Raw genomic sequence first — 24,715 nt, 5'->3', positions numbered from 1 at the left:
TTTTATATTAATTTTAAATAAGAAATATTTATAAATAGAGTAAGAGGGGAGGTACACAATTTGCATAGAATATGTATTTGTGATGTACTACCATTAGAAGATAAAGGATACTATAAGCCGTTATCAGTAGATTACCGGGGGTTCTTCCCCGGCAAAGGGAGATTAACATGCTGAGTAGGTTGATCAGGCTACCGTTCGAGTTAACTGCCAAGGAAAAGAAGCAGCTACAGAATCAGATGTTTGCGGAAAATATTGCGCGAGGGTTGTTGTTCGCCAGAATCATCATCGGTCTGGAAACCGCGCTCACAGTTGCCGATGTGACGGCCTCTCTGTCGAGCGCACATGAGAGCTTTCACTTCAGCTTTTATTTTGTTATGTATATGCTGATGATTATTATGAACATCTGTTTTTTGCTTGCTGCTAGAAAATATGATCCTGACAAGACGTATTCACCTGAGCAATTCCGGAGATATCAAGGGGCCTTTCTTCTTTACTCCATTATATTCGTGGTGTGGGGAACTATTGTCACTTTGGTAGATCAGAGGCTCTATGGCCAGTTGATGGCTTTTGTCGTGAACCTGATGAGTATCTCGGTAATTTTCTACTTTAACAATAAGACTATTCTGCTGTTATATGGTGTTTCGACATTATTATTGGCGGCGGGGTTGCCATTCTATCAATCTTCAGGCGAGGTGCTGGTTGGTCATTATGTGAATCTGGGCATTTTCGTATTCTTCTCATGGATTGCCTCCCGGATTCTGTTTGTGACCTATTGTCGCAATTTCTATAGCAAGGTTCTGCTAGGGCAAAGTAATGCCAGGCTGGAGCAGGAAATACAAGAAAACCTGAGGGTACACCGGGAGCTGGAACGAGCGAACGAAGAACTGTTGAAGCTGTCGCTCGTCGATGAGCTAACAGGGATTCCCAATCGCCGTGCCTTCGATCAGCAGGTGCAGACGATGCTCAGCAGTCAGGACACTCCGGATACAGAGGTGTCTCTGATCATGCTGGATATTGATTATTTCAAGCAGTTCAATGACAATTACGGTCATGCGGAAGGCGATAAGGTGATCAAAAGCATCGCTGGGGTCATTCATGCGGCGTCCAGAGGGCCTGAAGATATCGCTGCACGACTAGGGGGAGAAGAGTTCGTCTTTGCGGCTTTTCATACCGGCAGGGAAGAGATCGCGGAAATTGCGGAAAGAATCCGTGCGCAGATCAGTGGGATGAAGATCACTCACGAATTTTCCGTCACGGGCGGATTTGTAACAGGCAGTCTAGGAACAACGACAGGCAGAGTCCGCAATAATGACCAGTTTGCCGAACTGATGAAGATTGCAGATGAGGCATTGTACGCGGCCAAAGCAGGGGGACGGAACAGCGTAGTCCGTATGCATATGCCAAAAACCCGCCCACAGTGGGTGGACGGGAACAGGTCCGAAGACTGGGAAGTCTAGATGGTGTAAGATGCGATTGGGTTCGTGCGGCTTATTTGATATACATTTTGTTATAGTATTCTTCCAGCATACGCTTGGTGGAGAAGGCAGTAATTGTAGTTTCTATACTCTTCTTCATCATCTGCACCCATTTGCTGCGATTCTCATAGTAGGTTGGAACGACTCTGTTCAAAAGGGTATCATATAACGCGTCGCTGTCGTGCTGATTCTGAAATTCCAGGTCACCGGTCTCGAAGGTATCGCCGATCTTCCAGCCATTTTCACCGTCGATGCAGGCCTCAGGCCACCAGCCATCCAATATGGAGCAATTCAGCACTCCGTTCATCGCAGCTTTCATTCCAGAGGTTCCGCTGGCTTCCAGCGGTCTTCGAGGATTGTTGAGCCAGATGTCGGAGCCGCGAGTTAGCATTGCACCGATAGTCATATCGTAGTTTTCGAGGAAAACAACACTTTTCGGATATTTCTTCATCATCGCCACCAAATTGCTGATGATTTGCTTGCCGACATCATCCAGCGGATGCGCTTTACCGGAGAAGACGATCTGGATGCGGCCGCTCTCCAGGTATGGCTCAATTAGCTTGGGATTGGAAAAGATCAGATCACTGCGCTTGTAAGGGGCAGCCCGGCGTGAGAACCCAATCAGCAGGTCATCAGGGTTCAGGGTGATCCCGGCGCGTTCAGCAATAAAATCGAGCAGTTCGCCCTTGAGCTCCTTATGAACGGCCCATAAATCGCTGTCTTTTTCATAAGCTTTGATGATCCGTTCGTCCACCCAGGTTGGGGTATGAATGGCATTTGTAATGGGGATAATCTCCGATCTACCCGCGACGGTCTTCCACATTTTATTGGCCGTTGCAGCATGTAGCTCTGCCACTCCGTTTGAAATCCGCGCAAGCCGTAACCCGGCTACAGTCATGTTAAAAGGCTCACCGCCGATCCGTTCCATCTGATCACGAGTCAAGCCGTTGAAGCCGCACATATACTCAAGTCGGTCCAGTGGATGTGCTTCGTTACCTTCCTTGATCGGGGTGTGAGTAGTGAAGACTACCTCTTCCCGGGTGGCTCTCCAGGCTTCCTCGAAGGTGTGTCCCCCAGACATTTTCTCGCGAATCAGCTCGGTAGCAGCCAAGGCCGCATGGCCTTCATTGAAATGATAGACATCGACCGCTATGCCAAGGGCACGCAGGGCCTTTACCCCGCCAATACCAAGCACCATCTCCTGAGCGATCCGCTCCTCACCAAACCAGCCATATAGCTGCCCAGTAATCCATGCATCCATATTCTCCGGAACATCGGTGTCCAACAGATATAACGGGTTGTTGCCAAAATGATCGGTCTTCCACACTTTGCATACCACATCGGTCTTCCGAATCTTGACTGTCACCTTAACGCCAGTATCTTCAAGAAAATCATAGTTATAATTGTGATAAGCATCGTAGGGTTTACCGTCTCTACCTATCCTTTGATCCGTATAGCCTTGCTTCCACTTCAGTCCGATGGGAATGAGGGGAACACCTATATCTTTAGCACCTTTAATATAGTCACCTGCCAGAATGCCCAGTCCGCCTGCGTACAGCTTGAAATCGGAATGAAGGCCGTACTCCATGCAGAAATAGGCGACTACCGGCAATTTCTTCTCGTTCACTGCTAAGCCTCCCAATCAGGAATGGAATGAACAACTTATTGTTAAGCATCTCTGCACAAAATGTATCAGCAGAGGGCCCTTTATTATGTTCCCCTTTTATCGATAGGGTAATCATGATTTTGTCTTTTTACAGGAGTGGACCAAAGAAAAGTTGTACCGTAATGTAGAGAATTGTTTGATTAACTGGGATGTAGGCCATAAGATAAAGGAATAAGAGAATAAGAATAATAATGGTGGTGTCTACGTGGGTATCGTGGTAATTGGAAGTTTAAATATGGATATGGTTGTTCGTACAGGACGGGCTCCGGGACCCGGAGAGACGTTATTCGGACAAAGCTTCAGTCTGTCCCCTGGCGGAAAAGGGGCCAATCAGGCCGCTGCCGCAGCTCGCCTTGGCGGAGAGGTGACTATGATTGGCCGGGTCGGCCAAGATGGCTTCGGCAACGAAATGCGGGAGATTATGAGACAGGAGCAAGTAAATATAGAGCATATCTCCATCAGTAAGACGGAAGCGACAGGGGTTGCATCTATCGTGTTGGAGGAAGACGGGGAGAACCGGATTATCGTGGTTCCCGGTGCGAATATTGAGCTTACTGCAGGGGACATTGAAGCGCTTGAGGATGTAATCCGCCAAGCGGAGATCGTCGTCATGCAGCTTGAGATGGATATGGCCATGAGCGAGCGCGCCGCGGCCATTGCCCATGCCCACGGGATTCCGGTGATCCTGAATCCCGCCCCGGCACGGCCGCTGAGCGATGAGCTGCTCAGCCACGTGACCTATCTGACGCCCAATGAGACAGAGGCGGGCGTCTTGTCCGGGATCGCGGTGGACAGTGTGGACACCGCGGCTGAAGCCGCCCGCCAGCTGCTGGCGAAGGGCGTGCAGAACGTAATCGTGACCCTTGGTTCCAAAGGGGCACTGATTGTTAATGAGACGGGAACAGAGCATGTTCCCGGATACCCGGTGCAGGCGGTGGATACCGTAGCCGCCGGCGATTCTTTCAACGGGGCATTGGCTCTGCAATTGACCCGTGGGGCGGGACTCACGGAAGCGTTGAGCTTCGCCAACGCGGTAGGCGCCCTGGCTGTAGGTAAGCCAGGGGCGATTCCTTCACTGCCGAGGCTGGCCGAGGTAGAGAAATTTCTGCAAGCGGCCTCCGGAACCGGGAAGCAGGAATAGATTTGGATACACAAGGAGCTGAACCAATGAGTAGCATACTGACAGTGAAGAATGTAGTAATCGGCGAAGGTGTACCCAAGATTTGTGTTCCGCTTGTCGGGGTGACGGTGGACGAGCTGAAACAGGAGGCCGAGGCGCTGAAGCTACTGGCTCCGGATCTGGCAGAGTGGCGCGTGGATTTTTATGAGGGGGTCGAGGATACCGTGGCGGTTCAGGAAGCGCTGCAGGCCATCCGATCAGTTATCCCTGAGCTCCCGCTGATTTTCACCTTCCGCAGTGCGCGGGAGGGCGGCGAGAAGGAGATCAGCCGGGAAGCGTATGTGCAGCTTAACAAGGCAGTCGCGGAAAGTGGACTGGCCGACATCATAGATGTCGAGTTGTTCAACGAAGAAGATGATGTGCGGGCGCTTGTAGAAGTTGCGCATGCCAGCGGAGTGTTCGTGATTCTCTCTAATCATGATTTTCACGCCACACCACCTAAAGCAGAGATAATTGCCCGCCTTCGCAAAGCTCAGGAGCTGGGAGGCGATCTGCCTAAGATTGCGGTGATGCCTCAGTCACCAGGTGATGTACTGATCCTGCTGGAAGCTACCCATGAGATGAAGACAGCGTACGCAGACCGACCTATCATCACGATGTCGATGGCCGGTTCTGGCGTGATCAGCCGTCTGGCCGGCGAAGTATTCGGCTCCGCCGTAACCTTCGGTGCGGCCCGCAAGCCATCGGCTCCGGGACAGATCGCGGTCGCGGAGCTGCGCGACACGCTGAACCTGCTGCACCGGAGTCTGTAGGCGGCAGGTGAATATGCTTGCCAAGGTCCTCAGGATGACGCTCCATATTAGGTTGCACCGCAATCAATAGGCTACAGATGGATGTGCTGCTGACTGATGGAACACCAGAATGCATGGAGCTGTGCTTATGTGAAACTGGGCTTACAAGGTTGGAGAAGGCCTAGTGAGAGTAACACGTATCGTGGCCCATGAACAAATCGCTGTCGCGGAGCAGCACGAGCAAACAAAGCCTGCTGCATCGTAGTTTCTAGTGGGTTGGGAACGGGCTTTGAAAAGGGGCGATGCTTGCCCTGCATTGTACACAAAGTCTGCTAACGTGAAGACGCAGGCTGAGCAGCAAAAAGAGCGGCACCGGGATATTCCGGTGCCGCTCTTGGCGTTCAGCGCGATGTCTGTGATTACGCTTGCTCTGTACCTGTGTAGATGTGTACGACATCTCGCAGGAATGCAGCCAGACCGGGACGATGCTTATCATAGTATGCAGTGAAGCGTTCATCATCCACATACATTTGCGCGACTCCGGCATGGGCCTCCTTGGAATAATTGTCCCAGTAGAAGTAGAGCCACTGGCGGTGCAGATCGGCTGCTTTCTGAGCGGATACACTGGCTGGGTCACCCTGCACCATAGCCTCTTCCAATAACTCCAACATTTCTTTTTCCAGCTGCTGAATGGCGGTGTATTGTTCCTCGGTCATGCCCTTCAGTTTCCGGTTGGAGCGGTCAATGGCCTCATCACCATATTTCGCACGTGCTTCCTGCCCGTAGGTCTGCTCGTTATCCTCAACCAGCTTTTGTTTGAAGCCTTCGAATTTCTCCTCGTTACTCATCATTATTCTCCCCTCCGTTTGCGCGAGAGTCTTCTCGACATTGGCGATCAATAGGTCCAGTTGTTCTCTTTTTTGCAGCAGCTTGTCGCGGTGTTCCTGCAGTGCTCTCGCCCCGTCGAAGGACGGTGCTGTCACCAGCTCTTTAATCCGTTCAAGGCTTAGGCCCAGCTCCCGGTAAAAAAGAATCTGCTGCAGCCGGTCCACCTCAACCTGGCCATATATACGGTATCCGGAAGAGTTGATTCTTGCCGGCTTCAGAATCCCGAACTCATCGTAATACCGCAATGTTCTTGTACTGATTCCGGCGAGTGTCCCCAGCTTTTGCACTGTGTATTCCGTAGTAATCCCTCCAAAACGTTACTCATCAGGCTGTCCGGCGGCCGCTTCGAACATCCTTTATCTTTCGTCAGCTTAAGCTTGAAATTAATGTACACCTTGACGTAGCGGCAATGTCAAACAGTTTTTCATAAGGAAAATTTGAGAATGAGGAAATAATTGATGGCATGAATGATTCATCGCCTGAATAACGAAAGGAATGCAAAACAGCGGCGTTATCCCGCAGGATTACCGAATGGAATCACTGTCAGGAAACTGCCGCCGTTATCATGTTGTTGCTGCTTAATCTTAATCAGAGGAAAAGAAGACCAGAAGGACTACTTCTTAACGTTGCCTACCTGTGCCTCGAAATATGCCTTCAGCTCCGCCAGCTTGCGGGGATCAGTAAGGGTATTCTTGTCGGAGAAGTAGTGCTCCTCCACGAGTTCCCAGGTCGGGACGACCTTTTGTGAGGTCATTGCCTTGATGGCGATCTTGACAGTTTTGCGCTCCCTCGCGTTGGAGAAGGTGTCCACGTAATGTTGTGCCCGTTCGAAGTCCAGTTCGCTGAACACCGCACGGAAAATCTCAGATGTCATTCGGGCATCATCAAGCGCCCGGTGTGCAGAACCGGAAGCTTCTAGGCCGAGCAGCGCCATCGCGCCTTCAACACTGATATCGTTGGTTAAGCCCCGGGCGCGCAGCAAGCCCTTCAGCAGATCAAAATAGGTGGCAGCCATCCAATAGGCTTCGTCCATTTTGTGCATACGGATATCCTGAATAATCCGCTTCATATCCTCTCCGCCCCAGGTGAGCAGCAGTACGCCGTCCGTGCTCTGGTCCAGCCACGCCTTGAAGGCGGTGATGACCTTGGGGAAACGTGCTGCAACATCAATATCCTCTTGCGGAATACCTGTTTTTTTCTTGATGAAAGAATTAAGGGTTGAGAAATATATAGGTTTAATCAGGGATGAGAATTCATCCTTATACTGCAATGAAGAGTCTAGCCGGACAGCACCAATCTCAATGACCTCCATCGGATGCTCACTCGCAAACTTGCGGCCGTTGAATTCGATGTCCAGAATAATATAATCCACAGGTACTTGCCTCCGTTTCCTTGACTGACGCTATAATCTATGCGCCGACCCTTCTATTCTAACAAAAAAAGAGGGACAACGGGAAATCTGCTGAACCATGCAGGTTTTTTTATTGATGCCCTTCTGCGGATTGACTTGCGTATGCCTCGCCCCTATGATGATTAATAATATAGAGTAGCTAAAGACCAGAAGGAGAGAGACATCATGGGCCAGGAGATTGAACGTAAATTTCTGCTGCCGGAATACCCGGAGCAACGGATTGAGCAAGGAGAACTGAAGATTGTGACCCGGCATAGCATCGACCAGACATATCTGGCGATTGACGGAGGCCAGGAGCTGCGAGTGCGCAAGATTACGGATTTGGACACGGGAGAGGTATTTTACACCCATACGTTCAAGGATGGTAAAGGCATCCAGCGCGAAGAAATCGAATACCGTATCTCGGAAGGCTTGTACACCCAGATGGTTGAAGCTGTTCGGGCGATCCCGCTCGTCAAGGAGCGTATTACCGCGCTCTGGAATGGGGTTACGGTAGAGATTGATGTGTACACCCAGCTGGAGCTGGCTGTGCTGGAGGTTGAATTCGATTCGCTGGAGGAAGCAGAGGGCTTTCAGGCGCCAGACTGGTTCGGCAAGGATGTTAGTACCGAGCGGCAGTACAGCAATAAGACGGTCTGGAAGGAACTACAGAACAAGGCATTCCGCTAAACCGGATGCCAAGCCTCTTTTCAACAATTAGAATACAAAATAACGGACTTTAGCGCGTAAACGTGTTACTATAGGGTAAATAAATAGGGGTTCAGGAGGATGAGCATGAAGTATATAAGCACAAGAGGCCATGTGGAGCCTAAGGGCTTTATCGATACAGTCTTGATGGGACTTGGGGACGACGGAGGACTTATGGTTCCCGAACAGATTCCGGCCGTATCCGCGGCTACGCTGGAGGAATGGAGAAGCCTCAGCTACCAGGAGCTGTTCCTGAAGATTTTTTCCCTGTACACGAACGACGAGATCCCATATGAGGATTTAAAAGAACTGGTAGCCACCAGCTATTCCACTTTCCGTTCACCGGAGGTGACTCCGCTGCATCAGGTGAATGATTCCCTGTATGTGCTGGAGCTGTTCCACGGTCCTACCTTTGCGTTCAAGGATGTGGCGCTTCAATTTATGGGTGAGCTGTATTCCTACATCTCCCGCAAGCGTGGCGAGATTATCCATATCCTCGGAGCCACTTCGGGCGATACCGGTGCAGCGGCGATTCAGGGCGTACGCGGTAAGGAAGGCATCAAGATTTGTATCCTGCACCCGCACGGCAAAGTGAGCAAGGTTCAGGAGCTGCAAATGACGACAGTGGATGATAGCAATGTGCTGAATTTGTCCGTACATGGTAACTTCGACGATTGTCAGAAGGTCATCAAGGATTTGTTCGCCGATCTTGACTTCAAGGGTCGCTACCACCTACGGGCGATTAACTCCATTAACTTTGTGCGCATCCTGGCGCAGACCGTATATTACTTCTATGCTTATCTGCATGTGGAAGGCAGTGCCGAGAAGAAGATTAACATCAGCGTACCATCTGGTAACTTCGGTAATATTTTCTCCGGATACCTGGCGAAGCAAATGGGTCTGCCGATCAACAAGTTAATTATCGCAACGAATGAGAACAACATTCTGGAGCGTTTTGTGAATACCGGAGAGTACAAACCGGGGAACTTCCAGAGCACGTACAGTCCTTCCATGGATATTCAGGTTGCGAGCAATTTCGAGCGCTATCTGTATTATCTGTTAGGCGAGGATGCTGAGAAACTGTCCAGTTATATGTCCAAGCTGCAAAGTGAAGGCAAAATCACGGTAGACGGTGAGCTTTTGGCACAGGTGCAAGCTGACTTTAATGCACTTGGCGCGAAGAATCAGCAGTGTCTCGATACGATTGGCAAGTACAAGCAGGAGTATGACTATCTGCTCGATCCGCATACGGCCTGTGGTATTGCGGCATATGAGGCGTTTAACGGAGCTGGCGAGACTGCAATTACTTTTGCGACGGCACATCCGGCGAAGTTCGATGAAGCGATTCAACTGATTGACATCAAGCAGGAATTCCCGGCACCGATCGCCGCGCTCTTCGAAATGCCACAGCATCAGACGGTGGTAGAGCATGACAAGGAAGTTATTATCCGTGAGCTTCAGGCCTTTTACGAATAAATGAATGAAGGTATACATCAGAATGGGCTTCGTATCAGTAGATGCGGAGTCCATTCTTTCGTGCGGTGGCACCTACTGTGTGAATAGAAGGTCAAATAAACGTAAAATTTGTCGGAAAAATGTCCGGAAAAGTAGACATACCTATCATGGAGTGAGAAAATAGCATATAGAGTCAGTAGAATAAAAAAGGACGGGATCACATCATGACAATTCGATTTGGGGTCATAGGGACCAACTGGATTACAGACCGCTTTGTTCAAGCCGGCTTGGAGAACGAGGAATTTCTTCTGACAGCGGTGTATTCTCGTACGCAGGAGAAAGGCGAGGCATTTGCGGCCAAATATGCGGGGGCGACGATTTACACTGATCTGGAGGCGATGGTATCCAGCAAAGAAGTGGATGCGGTGTACATTGCCAGTCCCAATTCGATGCATGCGGAGCAGGCGGTTATCTGTCTCAATCACGGTAAGCACGTCCTGTGCGAGAAGCCTGCTGCTTCCAACAGTGCAGAGCTTCGAGCAGTTATTGAGGCGGCGCGCAGCAACAACGTGCTGTTCATGGAGGCGATGAAATCGACCTTTATGCCGAACTTTAGAATTGTTAAGGAGAATCTGTATAAAATCGGGCGTATTCGCCGTTATTTTGCAAGCTATTGTCAATACTCGTCGAGATATGATGCTTTCCGTCAGGGGACGGTTCTAAACGCATTCAATCCTATCTATTCCAATGGATCTCTAATGGATCTAGGCATCTATTGTTTGTATCCGATGGTGGCGTTGTTTGGCAAACCGGAGTCTGTGCAGGCGGTGGGTGTACTGCTGTCCTCAGGTGTGGATGGTGAAGGAAGTATCGTGATGCGCTATGACGATATGGATGCTGTCGTAATGCATTCGAAGATTGCAGATTCCTATCTCCCCGCCGAGATTCAGGGTGAGAACGGTACGATGGTTATAGATAAGATCAATCAGCCTTATCAGGTGAAAGTCCATTACCGCGACGGAACGGTAGAGGAATTGACCCAGCCGCAGGTGTTTGAGTCCATGTATTATGAAGTTGAGGAGTTCATCCAACTGCTCAAGAACGGTGAACGGGAGAGCAGTATCAACAGCCATGCCAATTCGCTAGCGGTATCTGAAATTATGGAGGAAGCCAGAGCACAGATCGGACTCCGGTATGCTTCAGATCTATGAAAGGAACGGAGGGCCAGGATTGAAGACATTTAAGAAGGTATACATCGAGATAACAAGTGTCTGCAACCTCGCCTGCAGCTTTTGCCCGCAAACGGCCCGGCAGAAAAATTTCATGAAGCCGGACACGTTCACCAAGATTCTCGACGAGATCAAACCACATACCAATCATATTTATTTGCATGTCAAAGGCGAGCCGCTGCTGCACCCTCGTGTTGCAGAGCTGCTGGATATTGCGGATACCAAAGGATTCAAGGTCAACATTACGACCAACGGAACGCTGATTCATAAAGCCGGGCCGAAAATTCTGGGTAAACCTGCGCTGCGGCAGATGAATTTCTCGCTACACAGCTTCGACGGGCATGAAGGCTCGGAGAACCGCGAGGGCTATGTGTCGGAGATTATCGATTTTGCTAAACAGGCAGCGGAGCTCGGGGTGCTGATCTCCTTCCGGTTGTGGAATCTGACCGAGGATAATATGACGAACCTGGAGCGGAGCCGCAATCGGGAGACGCTTTCTTTGCTGGAAGAGGCGTTTGACCTTGATTTCAAGATTGAGGAAAAGGTTATGCCCGGCAGCGGCGTGAAGATTGCGCCGCGTATCTACCTGAACCAGGATCACGAGTTCAGGTGGCCCGCTCTTCACGAGCCGGAGGATGACGGCAAGGGCTTCTGCCACGCACTGCGGTCTCAGGCCGCTGTGCTAGTGGATGGCACCGTCGTTCCTTGCTGTCTCGACGGTGAAGGGGTAATCAATCTCGGCAATCTGCACGAGACTCCATTCTCCCAGATTGTTGAAGGCGAGCGCGCCAACAATCTGTACTATGGCTTCTCCCGCAGGGAAGCCGTGGAGGAACTATGCCGAAAGTGCGGCTATCGCCAGCGCTTCGGCACCTGAATGCCCGGGATGCGGGCATTAGAGAAGCAGGCAGCTCCCCTTGGGAAGAGGGGAGCTGCCTGCTTTTTGGTGTGCGGTTTGCGGGTGCCGCCGGCTGGAGAGCGGCAGCATAATGTGTTGTGTTTGATGATCCAAAGTGCACGGCAATTTGGATCACCGGTTTTACTTTTCAAGTTTGAGGCTGGAGTGGGCTTGTGTCGTGTTAAGGATATTTATTCAGTTATCTTGGGCTGGATTTTCCGTGTCTACTTTCATACTTCATAGTCTAATTCAGTCAGAGGATTGAAAATTTAAAATAGAGGCAAAATTGTATGTTAAATTCAGGTATATAGCGGTTTTTAGGGAATTAAGAGCATTTTTGTACCCTAATTTTGAGATTGAAGGCATTTTGAGAAAAATAGGATGATTTAACATACAATTATGCACTTAAATGCGTTAAAAACCATTTCTGGGTTAAAATAAGGTGCAAATTTACCCTTAATCTTCAATATCACCCAACCCAACCCATACTTGGACTCCCGAAATCTATGAAGTGCATAAGCAGTTGGATTACTTTACCTTGTCGGCGTATACCGCGCTCATAGAAGATGTGCTGGAGAGAGTGCGAGTTTTAAAGCATCCTTCAGTCACTATTCAGGATATTTAATACAATGTAACGCCAAAAAAAACTGCACTGAACGGTATCAGTGCAGCTTGCGGAATTGATCAGGGGTCGTACCTGACTGCTTGCGGAAGGTTGCTACAAAATGGCTGACATCGCGGAAGCCGACCCGCTGTGAAATTGTTTTGACGGTCAGCTGGCGCTCACTAAGAAGCATCTCCTTGCTCTTGCGGATGCGTAGCCGGACAAAATAGGCATAAGGCGACAGTCCGAAAGTTTGGAGGAACAGGCTGTTAAGGTAACGGCCGGACACTCCAAGCTGGGTGGACAGCTCTAGCAGTCCGATATCCGGGTTGCCATAGTGGATATTCATCCATTTTAGCAGAGGCTGCAGCTTGTCCAGATTGCGGGAAATGGTGGTGTTGTTATGAAGCTGCCCGTATTTGCTCAGCGTCAGGAGAAAACGGTAGGCGTCGCTGGAGGCCTCAAGTCCGAACATATCGCCGCCCGCGTCATGACGGTCCAGCATCTCTTCCAGCATATATGAGAGAGGGGCTTCACTCTCCCAGCGATAAAAAGCGTTATCCTCCATTCCGAGTGCCTCCAGAATGTGCCGAATAGAATTACCGCTGAATGTCAAATAATAGGTATGCCAGCTGGCAGATACCGCCTCGTAGCTATGAGGCACATGAGGGAGCAGCAGGACGCCGCTTCCTTCGGTCAACGAGAGTGTTTTATTGTCAAAATGAATGACCCCTTCACCCTGCGAAGTCTGAATCCAGTGGTAGGTATGGTAGCCGTCGGGACGAGATATTTTCTCCTGATCCGGATAGTGGCCCATGCTGTCCAGCGAGACTGGCAAATGCTGTCCCCCCTCGGGGGCGAATACAATTCTGCGGTGTGTGGTTGCTGTCAAAGCATCCACCTCCTTCAGTTCTATATTATTATACTGATGGTCAGAAATTTTATATTTAAAGGGAGTGATTAACCGTTTACAATAAATATATAATTATACTATAAAGGATGTGCCAAGCATGATCAACGATAAATTGCCGAAGATTTGGTACGGCGGTGACTATAACCCTGAGCAGTGGGACGCCCCGACATGGGCCGAAGATGAGCGTATGTTCAAACTGGCTGGCATTGATGTTGCAACAATAAATGTATTCTCTTGGGCTATGCTTCAACCCGATGAAGATACGTATGATTTCTCTTTCCTCGATGCCCAAATGGATCGTCTCTATAAGAGTGGTACGTATGTCTGTCTTGCAACATCCACGGCTGCGCATCCGGCTTGGATGGCACGCAAATACCCTGAAGTAACTCAAGTCGATGTGAAGGGTAGAAAGCGTAAATTCGGCGGACGCCATAATTCTAATATGAATAGCCCTATCTATCGTAAATTTGCTGAACGTCTAGCAAGCAAGCTGGCAGAGCGCTACAAAGATCACCCAGCACTAGTCGCTTGGCATATCAACAATGAGATTAGCAACTACGATTATTCAGAGCAATCTGCGGCTGCTTTCCGTGTGTGGTTGAAGAAGCGTTACGGCTCCCTTGATGTGGTGAACAAGGTGTGGAATACTCGTTTCTGGGGACATACATTCTACGACTGGGATGAGATTGTTCTCCCTAGCGAGCTGAGTGAAGAATGGGATGGCAATAATACGAACTTCCAGGGCCTCTCCCTTGATTTCCGCAGATTCATGAATGACGCACATCTGGAATGCTATTTGCTTGAATACAATGCGATTAAAAAGCATTGTCCGAATGTGCAGATCACTACGAACCTGATGGGCTTCTATCCAGGGCTGAACTACTTCGATTGGGCTGAGCATCTGGATGTAATCTCTTGGGACAACTATCCTGCATTGGATACTCCGGTTAGCTTTACTGCAATGTCGCATGATCTGATGCGTGGACTAAAGAGTGGACAACCGTTCATGCTGATGGAGCAGACGCCAAGCCAGCAGAACTGGCAGGCGTACAACTCCTTGAAGCGCCCGGGCGTAATGCGCTTGTGGAGCTATCAAGCAGTAGCTCACGGCGCGGACACTGTGCTGTTCTTCCAGCTTCGCCGTTCTGTCGGTGCATGTGAGAAGTACCATGGTGCAGTAATTGAGCACGTAGGTCATGAGCACACCCGTGTCTTCCGCGAGACTGCAGAGCTGGGCAGAGAGCTTCAGCTACTGGGCGATGAACTGCTGGATGCGCGCGGCGAAGCTAAGGTCGGTATTCTGTACGATTGGGAAAACCGCTGGGCGGTTGAATTGTCCAGTGGGCCTTCCGTAGGCTTGGATTATGTCAATGAAATTCACAAGTATTATGACGCACTGTATCAAGAAAACATCGAAGCCGATATGATCGGTCTAAAAGAAGATTTCTCCAAATATAAAGTGATCATTGCTCCGGTGTTGTACATGCTTAAACCGGGTGTAAAAGAGAAGATCGAAGCTTTCGTGAGGGCAGGCGGCACGTTCGTGACCACCTACTTCAGCGGAATCGTCAACGAGAACGACATTGTTACCTTGGGCGGATATCCGGGTGAACTGCGCAATCTGCTTGGGATTTGGGCTGAAGAGATCGACTCTCTGCTGCCTGAAATGAGTAATGAGATTGTGATGGAGAAGAGCTGGGGCGAGCTGAGTGGTTCGTACAAATGCAATCTGCTCTGCGATCTGATCCACTCGGAGGGTGCAGAGGTACTGGCTCGTTATGGCACTGACTTCTACCAAGGTATGCCAGTCTTGACTGCCAACACCTTTGGTGAAGGTAAGGCGTATTATGTCGCTACCAGCCCGGATGCAGCATTCCTGCGCGGATTCCTGGGCAACCTGTGCGCGGAGCAGAACATTCTTCCGCTGGTGAAAGCACCAGCAGGAATCGAATCCGTACAACGGGTGAAAAATGGCGTATCCTATCTGTTCCTGCTGAACCATACAAATGGCGAATTGAGCGCCGACATTGGTTCCACTGAGCGTACAGACCTGCTGACTGGCAACAAAGTTAGCGGTACGGCAGCAATTCCGGCACATGGTGTGCTGATCCTGTCTGACAAGAAGTAAGATAGATTTATACAAGGGCGGCTTCATGGATGCGGATTACCGCAATCTATGAAGCCGTTTTTTTTGCGAATAGTGGGGGTTAACTCTGATTTTGGTCTGATTATGTTGAAATGAAGCGTGGGGAGTATCCATCAATTGAGTACTCCCCGCTTTTTTATGTGGATTTAGCCCCAAGGAGAGCCGCTTGTGTGGTATCCCAAATTTATATCACGACCTGCGTGTTCTCCTCAGCCCCGCAAAAAGTATGTGGTTTTCCTACATCACATATTCGGTGAGGACATACCACAGCTGTGTTAAGGTAAGCGGGTACGGTTTGTTGGGACAATGATCACAGAAGCGACGGGAGTTGTATGATTGATGAGTGGAGAGGGCAGCGGTACGCAGGTGCGTACGATCAACTGCTATTTATACGATAACGAGGCTACTGCTTTTCTGATGCAGGGTGTGATCCGGTTTGTTCAAGCTAGAAGATTGATGAATGTGATTTTTCGGAGAAGCTGGACCAATGGGTTCCATATGAAAATAAGCTTTCCCACCGCGGAAGCGGACAACGGGATTGAGGCGGTTATACGCCGTCTGGCGGAGCGCTACAGTCGGCCCAGACTGCAGACTGAATACGATAATTACGAGAACATCCTGCACAAACAAGCCGAGTTGGAGAATTACACCGGTAATTACCTCCCGCTGCGCATGGATGGCGAAGTGACTGTGGAGGAAGAAGTAGAGTTCCACCATAGGAACGCCATCGGCAGCTTGCGGATGAATTATGAGATTGAACTGCTCAAAAGCCAGCTGCTAGTAGATCTTTTTGATACATGGGCAGCCCTGTCCGAGGAACGGCAAAATATTGAATGCGCTAAAATCTTTTTGATTAATGTCAATCGATCTGCGGGAGGACTGAGATACGGATACTTGTCACTGCGCGCCAATCTGGAATATATCAAAGGCCAGATGGAGCTGTCCGGCAGACAGAACGGCTTGGAATGGAATGCCTGGGAGCATCTGTTCCATCGGACTGAGGAGGAGCAGCAGTTTATTCAAGTGGGTCTGCAGCGCTTTGCCGAAGGGAAATATGAACGTGAATTTATATTTGGTAGGATGCAAATCTTCATAGACTGCCTGCTTACGATTCTTAATCAGGCGTTCGAGAACGGGGAGATAACCCTACAGAAGCTGCTGGAGGATAGTGACTTCATTCAGCGTTATGATGCGCTTAATGACTTTCACCTCATTTTTCATTCCCTGGCGGATTTCCAGAAGCATTGCGACGACAAAGGGTTTATCATCTACCGGATGATCGACTCCATCCTGTATTCACTAATGTCGCTTCTTCAGGTATCTGCTGTCCGGAAGCAGCTAATTTCAGGGCTGATTGCGGAGACTGTGGAGCAAGGTTTGTCTTTAAGCTGGCGGGAGGCGTACCAGGAGCTCAGCGCGGTTCTTATGAACGGTGAAACGAATGAGCGAATGGTTCACTAATCCCTACTAAGGAAGATTAATTTACTTATAAGTAAAACTATGGAATAAAAATCCTATATCAGATAAAATAGAGATTATATACTATGCATTCCGATGCGGGGGGATATCGTGGAAGATGGTGCAATGAAGCTGGCAGAAGAGATGGAAGCCCAGGTACTACGCAGTTTTGCTGAAGACTACCTGTACGAGGCAGCATTAGCCTCCGTAAAGGTGAAAGTAACAGAATCGTTAATGTGTGGCCGAATGACGCTGCTTCATTACCGGATGTTCGGCGGCTGTGGGGATGATATATACCGCGCGGCGGCTGCGGTGGAATTCATGATCCTGGCACTAGATATTATTGACGATATTCAGGACGATGACCACAAGGCTATGCCATGGAATGATTTGCCGAAGAATATTGCTCTAAATCTTGCGATTGCTTTTCTGACGCTCTCTCATGAGACACTTCTGCACTGCCGTTTCCCCGCTGAACATATTCATAAAGCCGCAGCGTACCTGAGCCGCCAGGTGATAACAGCAACGAACGGACAGACGCTGGATCTGCTGAACACGATCTCCACAGAGGAAGAGTACTTCACTATGGTCAAGCAAAAATCGGCGGCACTTTTAGTCTGTGCTTGTATGATCGGCGTGATCCTGGCAACGGGCGACGTTTCTCCTCATGTAGAGGAATACGCAATGGAAATAGGCGTTTCGGCACAGATTAAGAATGATTTCCGGGACTTGCTGAACTGGGATCATAAAAGTGATTTTCTGCAGCGCAAAAGAACACTTCCGCTGTTGTTCTTGCTCTCCTCTATCAACCAGGAGGATGAACGTTGGGTGGCTGATTACTTTGAAGGCCGTCTGGAGCTCAGCGATATTCTGCATCGAAGTGAGGAATTTGCCGCCATTGTGGAACGTACCGGAACATCCATGTACGCTTCCTTCCGGGAGCGGTCCTCTTATTATCATTTTCGCGAGATTCTGGACAGCATGGGGCTGGAGTCGCCATGGAAACAGGCACTGATTGCTGCGGCGGAATAGTCCAAGTAACGCAGACCGCAAAGAGGTTTGCGGGAAATACGGGACAGGTTGTCGTTTGAGGATAGGGTTAGACCTGATATATTGGGTTCAGAAAGTGTAATCTACTATCCTATTAGGAGGAATTTAATATGTTGAAAGAAATGTTCCAGAATATCGTGAAGAACCCACAGGCGCAAGTACAATTTCAGAGTGGACAGCTTCAGCTCGCTGGTATGACGAGTTGGGAGCGCAAGGCACTGATGGATATTATCCGTGACAAAAAGCCTGAGAATGTTATGCGTACCAACCGTTACTGGTACTAAGAAAGAATAACTGCTGTGATGGAGGCTTGAACCTTTGCCCAGATTGTGCGCCAAACTTAAATTAATAACGTTCCTGCTTCCTTTGCTGCTGCTGGTATTCTATTTGAGTAATGTTGTACTGAACCAGCAGAAGATCGGAGTCAGTGTGCACATGAGCGATCTTGGACAAGTTGTGGTGGCCGAGATTGACCGGGACAGTTGGGCCAACGGCCAGTTACAGCAGGGGGATATCCTCACTGCTATCAATGGAGAGGCAGCGGCTGATTATGAGCTTGTCCAGAAGTATAAAGTGATTGAACGGGCAGAGACGCTTGATGTGATCCGCAAGGGGAATGAGGGGGAGGTCGCAAGGCTTCACTTCATCGTAGAAGGCAGGATTTCCAATTGGAGCCTGATTCTCCACCTTGTGTTTCCAAGTGTCTCTTTGCTGTTGTTTCTCGTCTTCTCTTTTCAGGTATATTACAGGCAAAAACATGACCGGGCGGCTAATATCTTGATTTTGTTCTTCCTGAGTATCGGTCTGAGTTATTTCAGCTCCACAGCCTCCGGCTTGGTCGATCCGATTGGAAGAATTACCCTGGGGTGGAGCTTCTCTCTGCTGCCTGTTTTCTTCGCCCATTTCATGAGGGAATATCTCGCACGCTACAAGGAGGATTTCATCTCTCTTGTCTGGCTAAGAGTGCTTTACTTCACGGCCTGTCTGGTGGGAGGTATCGTCACTCTGAGTGCTCTGACCGACTATTCTATGCTTTTAATAGAGTCGAGGGTGCTGCTAGTCTTCTTCAGCTTCACGAATGTTTGGATTGTCTGCAAACTGATTGGAAAATATTACAGACACCGTACAGGTGAGCTGCAGGTCCTGTTCAAGTTTACAATGATTGGGCATGTGCTTGCTTTTTTACCGTTCTTGCTACTTTACAGTGTACCGGAGCTATGGGGAGTCTCGGTAGTACCAGCCGAGATCTCGGCAATATCTTTATTTGCCATACCGATTGTGTATTTCTATCTGTTTATGACTCGTCGTCTCTTTGATATTGATTTTGTCCTGAACCGTTTTATGTACTATACGGCAATTTCGTTTGTTCCAGCGGTGCTCATTATCGGGCTGACGGCTGGGATTTTGAAGCAATCACAGTTTACCTGGCTGAAATGGGTACAGATTTTTCTGGTGGTCTATTTTATTCTGACTGTGTTTCTCTTCGCCAAGGAATTCATAGATTTTCGTTTGCGGCGCAGCTTTTTGAAGGAGTCTTATAATTTTCAGGGCAGCATTGAACGGTTCTCTAAGCATGTCTCTCGGGTCATGAAGATTTCCGATTTGGAACAGGTACTGGTACGTGAGATTCGGACGATTCTTCCGGTGAGTGAGCTGGTCTTTCTGAAGCTTACCTATGACCAGGAGTCTGGGCATCATACGTTTACGGGGGCGGAGCGGCTTAAGCCGGAAATTGTTCGTAGCCTTCAGGAAAGGGCCCTGCACCCGGCTGTGGGTGAGCTGATTGCGCTGCCGCAAGGCGTATGTCTTGTCATTGGCCATTACCGAATGACTCATGAGCTGCTATGGATCGATGATAAGGACAATCATACCAGTCTTAATCTGGATGAACGCACCTGGCTGCGGACGATTGCTCATTACTGTGGGATTGTCTATGAGAATCTTTACCTCATTGAAGGACTGATTGAGGACCTTGAGGCACAAATGAAGAATCAGCAGGATGTGCCGTCCTGGGTGCTGCGCCTGATCTTTACCCTTTCGGAGAATGAGCGGAGACGACTCGCTGCTGATCTGCATGATGCGGCGCTCCAGGATCAGCTGATTTGGTACCGCAAGCTGGAAGCGCTTATGCTCGATTATCCTATGAAGGACGAACTATGGAAGCAACTGGAGCTGATTAAGGAAGGTCTGCTAGATGTCATTCATCAAATCCGCCAGACCTGTAATGAGCTGCGCCCGCCGCTGCTGAACGAGATGGGATTGATCGAGTCACTGGAGCAGTTGTTTGCGGAGGAGCGGCTTCGTTCGAATTATTCGATCACACTCCAGACGAATATGGCGTCGATCGAATTAAATGACTCACAGATTCTTGCGGTCTACCGGATTGTGCAGGAACTTCTCCGCAACGCGGGCAAGCATGCCCAGGCTACCGATATCCAGATTGAGCTGGAGCAGAAGGGGGAGCAAGTGTTTTTTCATTACAAGGACAATGGGCGCGGATTAGAGCTGTCCAAACTACAGGATTCCTTCAGGCATATGGGGATATCCGGGATCAAGGAACGGGTCCGTAGCTTGGATGGAGAAGTATGCTTTTACTCGGAATTGAACAAGGGCTTTGAGGTTCGTCTGATGTTCCCGCTGATGCCGACATCAAGGAATGGGGAAGGAGGCGGTTCTAATGATCACCATCTTGCTGGTTGACGATCATCCGTCTGTCTGCGAAGGAACCAAAAATATGATTGAGCAAGACCCCGATATGCAGGTCACGGTTTGTTACACCTCAGTTGAGGCTCTGGAGCTGGTAAAAACGCAGCAGTTTGATGTTATGCTGTTCGACTTGAACATTCCTGTCATCAGCGGCCTTGAACTGACCAAGCGAATGCTGCAAATCAATCCCGACTACTGTATTCTGATCTATACCGGCTACGAGCTCAGCCCACATTTTAACCTGCTGGTAGAAGCCGGTGTCTCGGGTATGGTCAGCAAGACTGCAACGCGTGAACAACTACTAAGTGCTATCCGCTGTTCCCTCAGAGGTGAAGCGGTAATTCCGATTCCACTCCTGCGGCAGCTTCGGCGCAATGAAGTCCGTCTGTCAGCCACCCGTGAGGATCGACGTCTGGAGGAGGTCTCAATCAATGAGCGGGAGCAGGAGATTCTCCAGCAGGTGGCTGGAGGGAGCAGCAATAAGGAGATTGCCGGGCGATTACTGATGAGTCAGCGAACGGTGGAATATAATTTGACGCGTATATTTGAGAAGCTGGGGGTCCGTTCACGATCGGAGGCGATTATGGAAGCTAAGCGGCTGGGACTGATACATACTGGGGATTTCTTATAAGAGAGCACTCGTACCCTCCTTAAGGTGGCGGCTGGTGCTTTTTTTATGGGATGAATGTTAGATAGTTGGGAAAGCAGGTTTAGATTAGATAAGATGAATAAAAGAAATAACAAAAAGCGAGAAGGAGCGAAGGTGAAGTTTGGAACTGTAGGAGCGAAAGCGATCGCCTGAAAGCTTTCTGCAGGAAAGCTCGCATCGGAAGCCTAAGCTGTCACCAGATTTCAACCGCTAGAAGCGGTTTATAGAAGAAATCTGGTGACAACAGCGACCGGAAGTCCAAACATTCACCGTAGTAACGACCGAGCCTTACGTTTGTATCTTAAATTCAACTCATATCGATAATGTATTATATAATGTTAAGAAAAGCAGCGGAGAGAAAGAGGCAAGGTATGAAAACATTATTGGTGACAGGCTACCGTGCGCATGAACTCGGAATTTTTGACAACAAACATCAAGGGATCCCTTATATCAAAAAAGCCATTGCTGCCAGGTTGCTTCCTCTTGTGGAAGAAGGGCTGGAATGGGTGATCACGCCGGGCCAATATGGTGTTGATCTCTGGGCCTGTGAAGTGGTGCTGGAGTTGAAACGGGAGTATCCAGACCTGAAGCTGGGCATCATTACTGCTCATGCCGCACCGGAGGAGAAGTGGAAGGAAGAGAAACAGAACGAATACCGCCGTATCGTGTCCAGTGCGGACTATTATGGTGCGGTCAGTAACGCTCCCTACGACGGAAGTTGGCAGTTCCGGGCTAGAGATGATCTGCTGTTCCGTAAGAGCGACGGCATTCTTCTGTTCTATGATGAGGAGGCGGCCGAAGGCAGTCCGAAATTCATGAAGGAGAAGGCACTTAAGCTCCATGCAGAGAGTGACTATGGATTGTTGTTGATTCATGCGGATGAAATTCAGAATATTGCGGATGAAGAGGCCCGAAGTGATTTTGAATAACAGATTATGCTGTTGGTCATGGTATTTTTCTGCTGGATAGGTCAGGAGAATTTGGGGCTAAAGCGCGAAAAAAATATTTTTTTGTTAGAAAATGTTCTTCTCTGGGTAATAGCTAACATATAAATAGTTGGCATATGCTTCCATGAGCATTTGTCATATACCAAAACACTCAGGAGGATCATGAACTTGAAGAAATGGACTACCGTATTACTAGGGGCGATTTTAACTATCAGTCTTACCGCGTGTGGAAACAATGAAGGAGTCAAAAATACAGCGGGCGCGTCGGACCCTGCGGCAATCGCAGGATCGAATGCAGTGACAACAAACGGGGCTGCCAAGTCGGGTACACCAACCGTTGAAGAATTGATTCAAAAGACTACCGAAGCCAGCCAAAACCTCAAGAGCTTCGCGATGGAATCTAAAATCGAACAGAATATGAAAATAACGCAGGGCGACACTTCGCAGGATCAAAAAGTGAACATGACTTTGACCTCTGAGATCATTAAAGAGCCTATGCAGATGCATCAGGAGATTCTGATGGACCTGGCGGGCCAGGGTGAGCAGAAGATCGAACAATATTTTACGGCAGACGGGATCTACACCCAAACTGACGGACAATGGATGAAGCTGCCGTCCGAGATGACCGCCCAAATGACCGAAATGATAAAGGAATCGGGTAGCCCGGAGAAACAGTTGGAGCAGTTCAAGTCTATTGCCAAGGATACCAAGATATCCGAAGAGGGAGATGCCTATCTGCTGACGGCTGAAGTATCCAGCGATAACGTAAAGGAATTGGCCAAAAGCTATCTGGATCAGGTTGGTAACGGAAATCCGCAAATGGCGGCGATGATGGATAAAATGGACATCAAGAGCATGAAGATTTTATATGCTGTCAACAAGAAAACTTACCTGCCTACTAAAACAAATGTAGATATGGTAATGGATCTGGAAGCATCCGGCCAGAAAATAAGTCTCGACATGAAAATGACCGGTGACCTTTCAAAGCATAACGAAATCAAGGAAATCAAGCTTCCGGACGAAGCGAAGACCGCACAAGAGGTGCAGATGCCGGCAACTGAGTAATTTTATATTTGAAAAAAACAGCAAGCCTTTGTCAGATTAGAGGCTTGCTGTTTTGCATTATATTGTGGCAGCTCTTTGCGTGTCTGCTTAGAAACCAAATGGCGACAAGCTGCCGAAGAAGCCGCCGATCACTCCAGCGATGACAGATGTCATCAGCTTAAAGAAGATGTAAGCTGTAATGCCGTTAGCAATCACCAGGGTGAAGAGGGTGTCGACCGGCCCGGCAGATGTTTTGATAGGGTATTGAAAGATGACTGTATTCAATGCAACAAAGATGAACAGATACGATAAGAATAGCAAATACATAGAGAATGTAGTCAGGCTCAATGCAAGAAAAATAATAGCCAGCAGCAGAACGGCTACCGCTGGGATCAGTAGTGTGCCGAACCGCGCTAACAGGAGCTTTGGATCAAAGCTTACTTTCTCCAATCGCAGGATCGCATAGCCAGCCCCGTAAGCAACGGCAAGACCCAATACGGTCAGCAGCAGTGGTTTCAAAAAACCAGGGCCAATGGCTGGCGTGATGCCCCATTTCAAGAACCAAGTCAGAAAATAGAGTGAGGATAGAACCGCAACCAGCGACAGTGTAATAAGGCCATGCTGGAACTGTGCTGAACCGACAGATAGCATGGTACGGTAAGGACGGGTCAAAGTGCTGGCAAAAAAGCTGTAGTATTGTTTGCTCGCTTGCCTGGCTTGTTGAACTCGTTCATCCTGAAGCAATGTGTTCCATTGCTCGGTAACCGAGCTCTGCTTCTGGGCTGGCTCCGGATCTGGTCTCTGGCCTTCGGGATGATTGAGCGGTGTTCCACCTTCCGGATTGTTCATGGCTGATCCCCCTTATTAAAATGGAAATACTGCTATTTCGTTAAGTATATGATGATCTGCCTGATTATTTCATGTTGAAAATTCCGTCATACTCAAGTCATATTTCAGCAAAAAAAGCCTGCATGCTCCAACAGTATAAAGCTGTGGGCTTGCAGGCTTGTTCCGAAAGGAGACGTTATCGGGGAGGCTTATCCGTTCGACGGAGTAAATCCTTCCTCCACCAAGTATTCTTCGGCTTCGTCCACCGTCTCAAAAGCCATTTCCAGGTTGAGACCAGCGTAGAGATACCACAAATCATCTTCCAGTCTCAGTGTAAGAGTATGACCTTCTTCGTTCACCCAGCGGGTTTCTTCTCCCGATGGGGCTTTCTTCTTGCGTTTGTTGACTACTGGAGCCTCCGGCTTGCTAATGGACAAAGAGGCAATCGAGGCATCCAGTAGGGTCCGTAGCTCACTCTCCGTGAAGTCGCGAATGTTCACTAGGCCCTTGCTGTCCGTCTCATATCCGCGTAGCAGTCCCCCATAGACAAAACCATTGCCGTTCGGATGCAAGTGGTAGGCCACCGTTTTCTTCTCATGCCGGCTTTCTTCGTAATGATAATTCACGCGTCCGAGTGATACATTATTGCGCTGGAGCTGCGGGTAGGAATCAAGAATCTCCAATTTCTGTTCAAATGTCAGCATTTTTAAGCCTCCGGTTTCATTGTGCAAGTGATTATACCATGACTGA

The 24,715-nt window shown here is 49.1% G+C and carries 22 protein-coding genes; 16 read left to right on the top strand and 6 right to left on the bottom strand.

The genetic code is table 11. From position 1 onward, the window contains the following. The first annotated feature begins 167 nt into the window (after positions 1 to 167). A complete protein-coding gene (locus tag ACFORK_RS26495) occupies positions 168 to 1,457 on the top strand; it encodes a GGDEF domain-containing protein (RefSeq protein ID WP_379204824.1) in 1,290 nt (429 codons plus the stop codon). 31 nt (positions 1,458 to 1,488) lie between these two features. Here the strand turns inward: ACFORK_RS26495 and glgP are convergent, their stop codons facing one another. Then, a complete protein-coding gene (gene glgP / locus ACFORK_RS26490) occupies positions 1,489 to 3,102 on the bottom strand; it encodes an alpha-glucan family phosphorylase (RefSeq protein ID WP_379204822.1) in 1,614 nt (537 codons plus the stop codon). Between the two features lie 244 nt (positions 3,103 to 3,346). Between glgP and rbsK the strand changes: the two genes are divergently transcribed. Both rbsK and aroD read left to right on the top strand, forming a co-directional pair. Then, positions 3,347 to 4,282 (top strand): ribokinase, encoded by a 936-nt coding sequence (gene rbsK / locus ACFORK_RS26485; RefSeq protein WP_379204820.1) that lies wholly within the window; start codon positions 3,347 to 3,349, stop codon positions 4,280 to 4,282. Positions 4,283 to 4,308: 26 nt separating this feature from the next. Beyond that, entirely contained in the window at positions 4,309 to 5,073 is a 765-nt protein-coding gene (gene aroD / locus ACFORK_RS26480) for a type I 3-dehydroquinate dehydratase (RefSeq protein ID WP_379204818.1), read from the top strand. Positions 5,074 to 5,471: 398 nt separating this feature from the next. Here the strand turns inward: aroD and ACFORK_RS26475 are convergent, their stop codons facing one another. Next, the gene (locus tag ACFORK_RS26475; RefSeq protein WP_379204816.1) at positions 5,472 to 6,227 is read right to left on the bottom strand and encodes a MerR family transcriptional regulator; all 756 of its coding nucleotides are present in this window, start codon (positions 6,225 to 6,227) and stop codon (positions 5,472 to 5,474) included. Positions 6,228 to 6,553: 326 nt separating this feature from the next. Further along, positions 6,554 to 7,312: a 3'-5' exonuclease gene (locus tag ACFORK_RS26470; protein WP_379204814.1), complete on the bottom strand. Its 759-nt coding sequence runs from the start codon at positions 7,310 to 7,312 to the stop codon at positions 6,554 to 6,556. 204 nt (positions 7,313 to 7,516) lie between these two features. On the opposite strand from ACFORK_RS26470, the gene ACFORK_RS26465 reads away from it, so the two are divergent. The 5 genes from ACFORK_RS26465 (at position 7,517) to ACFORK_RS26445 (ending at position 11,712) form a co-directional block, all read left to right on the top strand. Then, complete coding sequence (locus ACFORK_RS26465; RefSeq protein ID WP_379204811.1) at positions 7,517 to 8,020, top strand: CYTH domain-containing protein; 504 nt, start codon at positions 7,517 to 7,519, stop codon at positions 8,018 to 8,020. A gap of 105 nt (positions 8,021 to 8,125) precedes the next feature. Next, positions 8,126 to 9,514 (top strand): threonine synthase, encoded by a 1,389-nt coding sequence (gene thrC / locus ACFORK_RS26460; protein WP_379204809.1) that lies wholly within the window; start codon positions 8,126 to 8,128, stop codon positions 9,512 to 9,514. Positions 9,515 to 9,717: 203 nt separating this feature from the next. Beyond that, on the top strand, positions 9,718 to 10,704 hold the full coding sequence (locus ACFORK_RS26455; protein WP_379204807.1) for a Gfo/Idh/MocA family protein: 987 nt from the start codon (positions 9,718 to 9,720) through the stop codon (positions 10,702 to 10,704). Positions 10,705 to 10,723: 19 nt separating this feature from the next. Continuing rightward, positions 10,724 to 11,599, top strand: coding sequence for a radical SAM/SPASM domain-containing protein (locus tag ACFORK_RS26450; protein ID WP_379204804.1), 876 nt, complete (start codon positions 10,724 to 10,726; stop codon positions 11,597 to 11,599). After that, positions 11,560 to 11,712, top strand: a complete 153-nt coding sequence (locus ACFORK_RS26445) for a hypothetical protein (RefSeq protein WP_379204802.1) — start codon at positions 11,560 to 11,562, stop codon at positions 11,710 to 11,712. Before ACFORK_RS26450 ends, ACFORK_RS26445 begins: the two co-directional genes overlap by 40 nt. A 570-nt stretch (positions 11,713 to 12,282) precedes the next feature. Here ACFORK_RS26445 and ACFORK_RS26440 read toward each other — a convergent pair. Next, positions 12,283 to 13,116, bottom strand: a complete 834-nt coding sequence (locus tag ACFORK_RS26440; RefSeq protein WP_379204800.1) for an AraC family transcriptional regulator — start codon at positions 13,114 to 13,116, stop codon at positions 12,283 to 12,285. A 118-nt stretch (positions 13,117 to 13,234) separates the two neighbouring features. Here ACFORK_RS26440 and ACFORK_RS26435 point away from each other — a divergent pair, with 118 nt between their 5' ends. From ACFORK_RS26435 to ACFORK_RS26400, 8 genes are all read left to right on the top strand, one after another. Continuing rightward, on the top strand, positions 13,235 to 15,265 hold the full coding sequence (locus ACFORK_RS26435; RefSeq protein ID WP_379204798.1) for a beta-galactosidase: 2,031 nt from the start codon (positions 13,235 to 13,237) through the stop codon (positions 15,263 to 15,265). Between the two features lie 357 nt (positions 15,266 to 15,622). Further along, on the top strand, positions 15,623 to 16,744 hold the full coding sequence (locus ACFORK_RS26430; protein ID WP_379204796.1) for a hypothetical protein: 1,122 nt from the start codon (positions 15,623 to 15,625) through the stop codon (positions 16,742 to 16,744). A 108-nt stretch (positions 16,745 to 16,852) separates the two neighbouring features. Then, positions 16,853 to 17,773: a polyprenyl synthetase family protein gene (locus ACFORK_RS26425; protein WP_379204794.1), complete on the top strand. Its 921-nt coding sequence runs from the start codon at positions 16,853 to 16,855 to the stop codon at positions 17,771 to 17,773. Between the two features lie 128 nt (positions 17,774 to 17,901). Further along, positions 17,902 to 18,075 (top strand): competence pheromone ComX, encoded by a 174-nt coding sequence (comX, locus tag ACFORK_RS26420; RefSeq protein ID WP_379204792.1) that lies wholly within the window; start codon positions 17,902 to 17,904, stop codon positions 18,073 to 18,075. 34 nt (positions 18,076 to 18,109) lie between these two features. Further along, positions 18,110 to 20,491: a sensor histidine kinase gene (locus ACFORK_RS26415; RefSeq protein WP_379204790.1), complete on the top strand. Its 2,382-nt coding sequence runs from the start codon at positions 18,110 to 18,112 to the stop codon at positions 20,489 to 20,491. After that, positions 20,469 to 21,128 carry a response regulator transcription factor gene (locus ACFORK_RS26410; protein WP_379204787.1) on the top strand — a complete coding sequence of 220 codons (660 nt, stop codon included), beginning with the start codon at positions 20,469 to 20,471 and terminating at the stop codon, positions 21,126 to 21,128. The genes ACFORK_RS26415 and ACFORK_RS26410 overlap by 23 nt, the downstream gene beginning before the upstream one ends. Positions 21,129 to 21,517: 389 nt before the next feature. Then, entirely contained in the window at positions 21,518 to 22,075 is a 558-nt protein-coding gene (locus ACFORK_RS26405; RefSeq protein ID WP_379204785.1) for an SLOG family protein, read from the top strand. Between the two features lie 186 nt (positions 22,076 to 22,261). Continuing rightward, a complete protein-coding gene (locus ACFORK_RS26400) occupies positions 22,262 to 23,158 on the top strand; it encodes a DUF6612 family protein (RefSeq protein ID WP_379204783.1) in 897 nt (298 codons plus the stop codon). A gap of 87 nt (positions 23,159 to 23,245) precedes the next feature. Here the strand turns inward: ACFORK_RS26400 and ACFORK_RS26395 are convergent, their stop codons facing one another. Then, positions 23,246 to 23,986 carry a hypothetical protein gene (locus ACFORK_RS26395; protein ID WP_379204781.1) on the bottom strand — a complete coding sequence of 247 codons (741 nt, stop codon included), beginning with the start codon at positions 23,984 to 23,986 and terminating at the stop codon, positions 23,246 to 23,248. Between the two features lie 188 nt (positions 23,987 to 24,174). After that, on the bottom strand, positions 24,175 to 24,669 hold the full coding sequence (locus ACFORK_RS26390) for a hypothetical protein (protein WP_379204779.1): 495 nt from the start codon (positions 24,667 to 24,669) through the stop codon (positions 24,175 to 24,177). Positions 24,670 to 24,715: the final 46 nt, after the last annotated feature.

It is taken from the genome of Paenibacillus sp. GCM10012306 (assembly GCF_042649265.1).
In the GTDB taxonomy this organism is placed as follows: Bacteria; Bacillota; Bacilli; order Paenibacillales; family Paenibacillaceae; genus Paenibacillus_AQ.
Note: the sequence above shows the minus strand (reverse complement) of the source record. Positions and strands in the feature narration are given on the sequence as shown.